Genomic DNA, 7,683 nt, shown 5'->3' with positions numbered 1-7,683 from the left:
GTTGTGGGCCGATGCCTGGGACGCGGTGCGCCTGCCGATCGAGGGCGCCTTCGCCGGGGAGTCCTCGCGCTTCGAAAACATGCCGGTGGCCATGGCCCGTGGCGGTGTCCCCGAAGACACCTGGTGGACCTTCTCCTTCTCGCCCATCTACCTGGATGACGGCAGCGTCGGCGGCGCGTTCTGCGTCACCAAGGAAGTCACCCGGACCATCGTCGCGCAGGAACGGCTCGCCCAGGAGAACCAGCGCCTGATCGCGCTGTTCGACAAGTCGCCGATGTTCATGGCGTTCCTGAGCGGTCCCGAGCACCGCATCGAGCTGGCCAACCCCGGTTACGAGCGCCTGGTTGGCCATCGTGACGTGCTCGGCAAGTGCATCCGCGATGCGCTGCCGGAGGTGGTGGAGCAGGGCTTCCTTCCGCTGCTGGACCAGGTGTACCGCACCGGCCAGCCGTATATCGGCAGCGAGGTCGTCTACGACGCGCCGCTGGCGACCGATCCGTCCAGCGGCCGACGCCAGCTGGACATCGTGTTCCAGCCGGTGCTCGGCGAGGACGGCACCACCGCGGGCGTGTTCGTGCAGGGCCTGGACATCACCCCGCACATGGAGCTGCAACGGTCGATGCGCGAGGTGGAAGCGCGCAACCGCCAGATCATCGACAGCGCCAGCGACTATGCCATCGTCGCCTCCGACCTGGACGGCCGGGTGACGCTGTGGAATGCCGGCGCCGAGCACATCTTCGGCTGGACCGAGGCGGAGATGCTCGGCCGCAGCGTCGAGGTCATCTACACACCCGAGGACATCCAGGCCGGGCGCCTGGAGCACAACCAGCAGATCGCCATCGGCGGCGGCGGTGTCAGCGGCGAGCGCTGGCTGCAGCGCAAATCCGGTGCGCGCTTCTGGGCGAACGGAGCGATGACCGTGCTGCGCGATGAAAACGGCGCGGCACTGGGCTTCGTCAAGGTACTGGGCGATCGCAGCGAACAGCAGCGCGCCGGCATGGCGCTGGCGCACAGCGAGCGGCGCCTCGGTGCGCTGGTCAGCGCTTCCTCGCAATCGCTGTATGCCATGTCGGCGGACTGGCGCGAGATGCGGCCGATCCTGGGTGCCGGTGCCTCGGCCGAACGTCTGCCCGCCATCACCGGCTGGCGCGAGGAGCGGGTGCATCCGGAGGATCGCGCTGCGTTGGAGGCGGCCATCGCGCTGGCCATGCGCGAGCGCCAGCCACTGTGGCTGGAACGTCGCGCCCTGCTGCCCGACGGCAGCGTGCGCTGGGTACTGATGCGCGCGGTGCCGCTGCTGGATGACGCCGGTGAGGTTGCCGAGTGGTTCGGCACCGCCTCGGACGTCACCGAGCGGCGCCAGGCCGAAGAGCAGTTGCGCCAGCTCACCCTTACCCTGGAAGAGCGCGTGCAGGCGCGCAGCGCCGAGCTGCAGGTCGCCGAAGAACGCCTGCGCCAGAGCCAGAAGATGGAAGCGGTGGGGCAGCTCACCGGTGGCCTGGCGCACGATTTCAACAACCTGCTGACCGCCATTTCGGTCGGTCTGGAATTGCTCGAGCTGCGCATCGAACAGGGCCGTTTCGACGATATCGGGCGGTATCTGGAGATGGCGCAATCCAGCGCAGCGCGTGCCACCGCATTGACCCAGCGCCTGCTGGCGTTCTCGCGTCGGCAGACGCTGGCACCCACCCCGGTGGTGGCCGAAGACATGGTGAACGGGATGCTCGACATCCTGTCGCGCACGCTCGGGCCGTCGATTTCCATCACCACCGATCTACAGACCGCGCCGTGGCCGGTGCTGGTGGATGCGCCGCAGCTGGAAAACGCACTGCTCAACCTGTGCATCAATGCGCGTGACGCGATGCCCGAGGGCGGCCCACTGGCGATCAGTACCGCCAACGTCGCGCTCGATGACGACGCGGCGGCACAGCTGGATGTCCCACCGGGCGATTACGTGTGCCTGGCCGTACAGGATGCCGGCAGCGGCATGGAGCCGGCGGTGATCGCCAAGGCATTCGAGCCGTTCTTCACCACCAAGCCGATCGGGCAGGGCACCGGCCTGGGGTTGTCGATGATCTATGGCTTCACCCGCCAGTCCGGCGGTCAGGTGTGGATCGATTCGGAACCGGGCCACGGCACTACCGTGCACCTCTACCTGCCGCGCTTTACCGGCGAGCCCGATGAGGGTCCGGCGCAGACGGCCGCCGAGCCCGGCGCGGACGCGCGCGTGGCCAACGTCGGCACCGTGCTGGTGGTGGAAGACGAAGATGCAGTGCGCGCGCTGGTCACCGACGTGCTGGCCGGTTCGGGCTACCGCGTGCTGCAGGCACCGGAAGGCGGAAGCGCGATTGCCACCCTGCAATCCAGTGAAGCCATCGACCTGCTGGTGACCGACGTGGGCTTGACCGGCGCGCTCAATGGCCGCCAGGTCGCCGATGCCGGACGCCAGGTGCGCCCGGGGCTGCCGGTGTTGTTCATCACCGGCTACGCCGCCTCCGCCGCGGTGGGGGCGGGGCAATTGGAGGAAGGCATGGAAGTGCTGACCAAACCCTTCACTGCGGCCGAGCTGGAACGGCGGGCGCGGGCGCTGGTGTCAGCCGAGGGGGCTGTTTGAGCGTGGCGGCGGGCGCCGGATCAGCGCGCGCACCGAGCCAAGCAGCTGCTTGAGCGTGAACGGTTTCCGCAGCAGCTTCATGCCGCAGGAAAGGAAGTCGGGACGGCTGCCAGCCACGCCGGCATAGCCGGTGACCAACAGGATCGGCATGGTGGGGTGTAGCGTGTTGGCGATCTGCGCCAGATCGCGTCCGTCCATCCCGGGCAATCCCACATCGGAGAGCAGCAGGTCGAACGGGCCTTCGGTTTTCAGGCAGTGCAGCGCTGCCTCGGCATCGGCGGTGGGCAGCACCTCGAAACCTTCATCGCTGAGAATGTCTCTGGTCATCTCGCGGATCGCGGCATCGTCTTCAACCAGCAGCACGCGGCATCGTTCGTCGGAAGTGGGCAATGAAACCTCCAGCAGTGGTCGGGTAAAGCATCGGCCAGCGGATGCGGAGATCCAGAGTAGCGCTCCGACGCGTTAGTCTGCTGTGCATCACTCGCCAAGGTGCTGTCAGCAATCGGATTCCTGCAGATCTTTATCGCGCCCGCTCCCGTGTGCGGTATCAATCTGCACAACGCGCGGGCGTTTTCGATCCGCGTGGGGTGCCCGCTGCGGCTGGAATCGGCGCTCGGCAACACGCCGTCGGTGGGCCTCGGTATCGAGATGATGTCCTAAATGTAACTGCGAGTGTTACATTACGAGGCAGTCCTCCATCCAGGCCCACCATGTCCTTCTCCGATCCAGATGCGGTGGCGCGCTACGCCGATACGCTCATCCGCCAGGTCCCCGGCGTACAGGCGCTGCATCAAATGGCGCACGTGCTGCTCGCCGAACGGGTTCGGCCGGCCGGCCGGGTGCTCGTGCTTGGCGCAGGGGGCGGGATGGAACTGCGCGCCTTCGCCGAGGCCAGTCACGGGTGGCACTTCACCGGCGTGGACCCGTCCGCGGAAATGCTCGCGCTGGCCACGAACACGCTGGGGAGCCTGTCTTCGCGCGTTGAACTGATCCAGGGCTACTTCGAGGATGCCCCCGCCGTCGCGTTCGATGGCGCCACCTGTCTGTTGACGCTGCATTTTCTGTCACGCGAAGAACGCCTGCGCACGCTGCGCGAGCTGCGCCGTCGCCTGGCGCCGGGGGCACCGCTGGTGGTCGCGCACCACAGCGTGCCCCGTGATCCGGACGAAAAGCGCGCATGGTTCCATCGCTGGGCCGCGTTCGTTACCGCCCGCGGCATCGCCGGGGAGAGTGCCGAAGCACGCGCCGAAGCGATCGCCAGCAGGCTGCCCACGCTCGCCCCGGACGAAGAAGTAGCGCTGCTGGAGCAGGCCGGTTTCGAGCGGCCCGCGCTGTTCTATGCCGCGCTGTCGTTCCGCGGCTGGGTCGCCTATGCGGGACAGGCTCAGCCGGGATAGGCGGGGAAGCGCTCGTCGGGGTGGTGCTTCTTCCACTCGGTGTGGGCGACGGTGCCTTCCCAGGCGATGAACGCCTTGGGCGGACGCCCGCGTCCTGTCCAGGTCTCGCCGCTGTAGGGCAGCCAGAAGCGCGGCGGCAGGTCTTCCCGTGGGGGTTTGCTGGCCTTGGCTGGCCTGGGCGAGGCGGTCGGCGCAGGCGAGGACGCTGCGCCGACAATCGCGCGGAGCCTGGCTTGCTGCTCCGGGCTGAAGTCTTCGTAGCAGGTCTTGAGCAGCAGCGTCACGCGGTCATACGCTTCCCGGGTCGCGGCACGCAGCAGCGCCGGATCGTCCACGCTGGATCGCGCCAGCAGGGTCTCCAGGGCAGCAGAGGTACGTGACGCGGCGGCGGTGCCGGGGGACTTGCGCGGCATGGGGTTCCGGGGTGAAGAGTTGGCGAGTGGGGCACGATAGCAAATGCACGTGTACACATCGCCAATTCCCGTGTCAGCGGTGTCCGCGCGGCGTCCCAACGGTCGGCCTGGCCGGCGCAGGGCGTGGCAGATGCCGCAACACTGCCTTGTCCACTTTCGCGGCCACACCGACGCTGCGCCCGGCGAGGTTGGCCACCTGGTACTGCACCGCCACGCCCAGCACCTGGGTCGCCTCGGACAGGTTCAGCGCGTAGGCCTGCCGCAGCCACTGCAGCATGCCCGAGGTTGCCAGCCGCAGCGCGTCGTCGCTGGAGCCGCCCTGGCCGAGCGTCATGATCTGGGTGGGGGATTCGACGCGCGGAGTGGCGATCGCCTGTTGTTTCACCAGCTCCACCTTCACCACCACGTCCAGCGATGTCTCCAGCGCCCACTGCGTGGTTTCGCCATCGCCTTGCAACGCGTGCCCGTCGCCCAGGTACAACAACGCGCCGGGCTGCTGCACCTGCAGGTAGACGGTGTTGCCTTCGACGACGGCATTGAAGTCCATGTTGCCGCCAAAATCGCCGGTATCACCGGTGGAAAACGCGGGGTAACCAAAGCCTGGGGCGACCGCGAGGCCGCCCAGCATCGGCTTGACCGCAATCTCCAAGTCTTTCAGCGCGCCGGTCGCACCCGCCGGGCGGGCGACACCCTTCGCGCGATCCAGCGACCAACGCACCGGCTTGCCCAGGGCGGCGCTTTCGACCGCGACACGCGGCGTTTTCAGGCGTCCCACCAGGCCATCCAGGCTGTCGGCGTAGTCGCGGTTGAGCCTCAGCGAGGTCAGCGTGATCGCCAGGGTGTCGCCCGGTTCCGCACCGGCCACGAAGAACGGGCCGACCTGCGGATTGCCGAACAGCGCACGGGTAACGCCGTTCTCATCGACCCCGCCGGAGTCCAGCGTCCGGGTCTGCACCGAATCGCCCGGCTGGATCACCAGGACCGGCGCACGGTCCGCGCTGAAGGTGTTGGAATAGTCCGTTGGCGTGAACACATGCAGCTGCGGGGTGGTGGAGGCGGGCGTTGGCACGCGCCACGCCTTGAAGGTGTGGAGGGCACGCACGGTGCGATGGTTGGTGTCGGGCTGGTCGCTCTGGCCCTGCATGCGGTCGCCTTCGATGCGTCCGGTGAAGTGGTACACCTGCCCATCGCTGTCGGTCGCGGTGAACTGCAGGGTGTCGCCGACCCGCGTTCCTTCGATCCGATCCGCGTCCAGCGTGCCCTGGACGCGCTCGCCGTGGGCGTCCAGTTGCAGGCTCTGATGGTTGTTGTTGCCCCACAGGTCGGTGGTCACGATCCAGTGTTCGGCGGCAGATGCGGTGAGCGGCTGGGCTGCCAGCAACAAGGGAAACAACCTGGAGGGCTTGAACACGGTGCGTGGCATCCACAGGGCCCGCAAGGGCGTATGCCGCAGCCTATGCGCTCGGATCGCCGCGCCCACAGTGTCGAAGGTAACCTGACGCGTCGACCGGATGACCTCCAGCCCGGCGATGCGCGCCACGGCACCGCACGCGAGGGCCGCGCACGGCCAGCCAAGGCAGCGCCCGGCTACCTTCGCGAACACGGCCCGTGTTAGTTTTCGCCGACGACGTCTCCAAGGGGTGCAGGATGCGCAGCGGATACAGGGAAGCATGGGCCTCGTGGCCGCCTTCATGGCGATGCAGGCAGTGGCCGCGCGTGAACGCCTTGCAGTTTGGTGAGGGCGACAGCGATGCATAGTCCGAGGCTGCAGCGACGGCTTGGGTGGCTTGCCACGTTCATCCTGCTGCTGTGCTGCACCGTGCCGGCGCTGGCCCAGACCGCCCGCAAGCCATCGCCGTACGAATACCGCCCAGGCAGCGACACCGCACCGGCACAGCCAGCGACGGGGCCGGACTATCTGTCGCGCATCGACAGCCGCGCGCAGTTCATGCAGCTGGCCCGCGTCTACAACGCCGGCACCGCGCTGGAGATGCCGCATCTGATTTTCGTGATCGACCGGCAGAATGCGGGCCGCGTCTACTACATCAATACACCGCGTTATGCGCTGCACGAGCAGTTCGTGCGCCGCCAACGGCTGCTGCCTTCCATGGGCAAAGCCACGCTCAATGCGCAGTACCGTGACCCGCAGCGACGCTTCCTGTTCGGCACGGTGAGCTGGCAGCGCGACCTGCCGGGCTACACCTACGAATTCTGGGAGGGCGACACGCTCACCGCGCCGCTGCTGCAGCAGGCCGACACGGTGCTGCGGGCCTCGTTCCGTGACCCGATCCGGTTCAAGACCAATTCCACCCGGCACGAGCAGCTGGCCCGCGCCATGGCATTGCCCTTCGTCAGCCAGGAGGCGCTGCTGCGTGAGCAGCGTTTCCTGCCGCTGAACACCGGCCGTGCCGAAGGGCGGCTGCGGATCGTGCGCTCGGAGGCACAGCTGCGCACGCTGTCGCCGCGCGACATCCCGGTACTGGACGAGGTGCCCATTGCGTTGGCACCGGTCGCGGGCCTGGTGACCCAGCGTCCGTCCACACTGCTGTCCCACGTCAACCTGCTGGCCAAGGGGTGGGGCATTCCCAACGTCTATGTACGCGATGCCCAGAATGCGCTGCGCGACTACGACGGGCGCTGGGTGGCGCTGGAGGTCAGCAACAACGACTACCGGGTAACGCCACTGAACCGCCCGGCGAGGACGCCTTCGCCGGCGACACGCTCGCCGACGCGCAACCTGCCACGTCCGGACCTGACAGTGGTCGCGCTGACACCCTTGGCGACCCTGCGTGCGCGCGACAGCAGCCATTGCGGGGTAAAGGCGGCCAACCTGGGCACGCTGAAAGCGGCGCTGCCGCCTGCCGCACGCGTCCCGGACGGGTTCTGCATCCCGTTTGCGCACTATCAGGCGATGCTGCAACGCCTGCACATTCCGCAGCGGTTGCAGGCGCTGCAGCGCCGTCCGGGCTTCGCTACCGATCCCAACCTCCGCCGTGACGCGCTGGCGGCGCTGCGTGCGGAGATCACCAATGCCGCGCCCGATCCGGCGTTCGTCCGTTCCCTGGACGCCCAGTGGCAGGGCCAGCTCAAGGGCGCCGGGGTGTTCGTGCGCAGCTCGTCCAATTCCGAGGATCTGCCCGGCTTCAGTGGGGCGGGCCTGTACACCACCGTGCCCAACGTGACCCGTGGCGACGCCGTGGCCAAGGCCGTGCAGACGGTATGGGCGTCGGTGTACAACTTCGAGGCGTATGAGGCGCGC

General features: G+C 67.9%; 7 protein-coding genes. 4 read left to right on the top strand and 3 right to left on the bottom strand.

All coding sequences use genetic code 11. The features are described from left to right. Positions 1-2,614, top strand: a 2,614-nt coding sequence (locus tag RTO53_RS18635) for a PAS domain-containing protein (protein ID WP_312239182.1), incomplete at its 5' end; no start/stop codon positions are given. Here RTO53_RS18635 and RTO53_RS18630 read toward each other — a convergent pair. Beyond that, a complete protein-coding gene (locus tag RTO53_RS18630; RefSeq protein ID WP_312239181.1) occupies positions 2,594-2,977 on the bottom strand; it encodes a response regulator in 384 nt (127 codons plus the stop codon). The two genes, RTO53_RS18635 and RTO53_RS18630, sit on opposite strands and share 21 nt — an antisense overlap. A 126-nt stretch (positions 2,978-3,103) precedes the next feature. Here RTO53_RS18630 and RTO53_RS18625 point away from each other — a divergent pair, with 126 nt between their 5' ends. Together RTO53_RS18625 and RTO53_RS18620 are read left to right on the top strand one after the other, a co-directional pair. Next, a complete protein-coding gene (locus RTO53_RS18625; RefSeq protein WP_312239180.1) occupies positions 3,104-3,274 on the top strand; it encodes a hypothetical protein in 171 nt (56 codons plus the stop codon). A 50-nt stretch (positions 3,275-3,324) separates the two neighbouring features. Further along, entirely contained in the window at positions 3,325-4,011 is a 687-nt protein-coding gene (locus RTO53_RS18620) for a class I SAM-dependent methyltransferase (RefSeq protein ID WP_312239179.1), read from the top strand. Here RTO53_RS18620 and RTO53_RS18615 read toward each other — a convergent pair. Together RTO53_RS18615 and RTO53_RS18610 are read right to left on the bottom strand one after the other, a co-directional pair. After that, positions 3,999-4,424: an H-NS family nucleoid-associated regulatory protein gene (locus tag RTO53_RS18615; protein WP_312239178.1), complete on the bottom strand. Its 426-nt coding sequence runs from the start codon at positions 4,422-4,424 to the stop codon at positions 3,999-4,001. The genes RTO53_RS18620 and RTO53_RS18615 overlap by 13 nt on opposite strands. Before the next feature lie 73 nt (positions 4,425-4,497). Continuing rightward, entirely contained in the window at positions 4,498-5,808 is a 1,311-nt protein-coding gene (locus RTO53_RS18610; protein WP_312239177.1) for an acetamidase/formamidase family protein, read from the bottom strand. A gap of 366 nt (positions 5,809-6,174) precedes the next feature. Between RTO53_RS18610 and RTO53_RS18605 the strand changes: the two genes are divergently transcribed. Beyond that, positions 6,175-7,683, top strand: a 1,509-nt coding sequence (locus RTO53_RS18605) for a PEP/pyruvate-binding domain-containing protein (protein WP_312239176.1), incomplete at its 3' end; no start/stop codon positions are given.

It is taken from the genome of Stenotrophomonas sp., from assembly GCF_031995405.1.
In the GTDB taxonomy this organism is placed as follows: Bacteria; Pseudomonadota; Gammaproteobacteria; order Xanthomonadales; family Xanthomonadaceae; genus Stenotrophomonas.
The sequence above is the reverse complement of the archived record's forward strand: the minus strand, read 5'-3'. Positions and strand labels throughout refer to the sequence as shown.

Bases quoted from the DNA above. Each gene is read 5' to 3' on its own strand.
- RTO53_RS18620 (WP_312239179.1), top strand. From the start codon at position 3,325: ATGTCCTTCTCCGATCCAGATGCGGTGGCGCGCTACGCCGATACGCTC.
- RTO53_RS18615 (WP_312239178.1), bottom strand. From the start codon at position 4,424: ATGCCGCGCAAGTCCCCCGGCACCGCCGCCGCGTCACGTACCTCTGCT.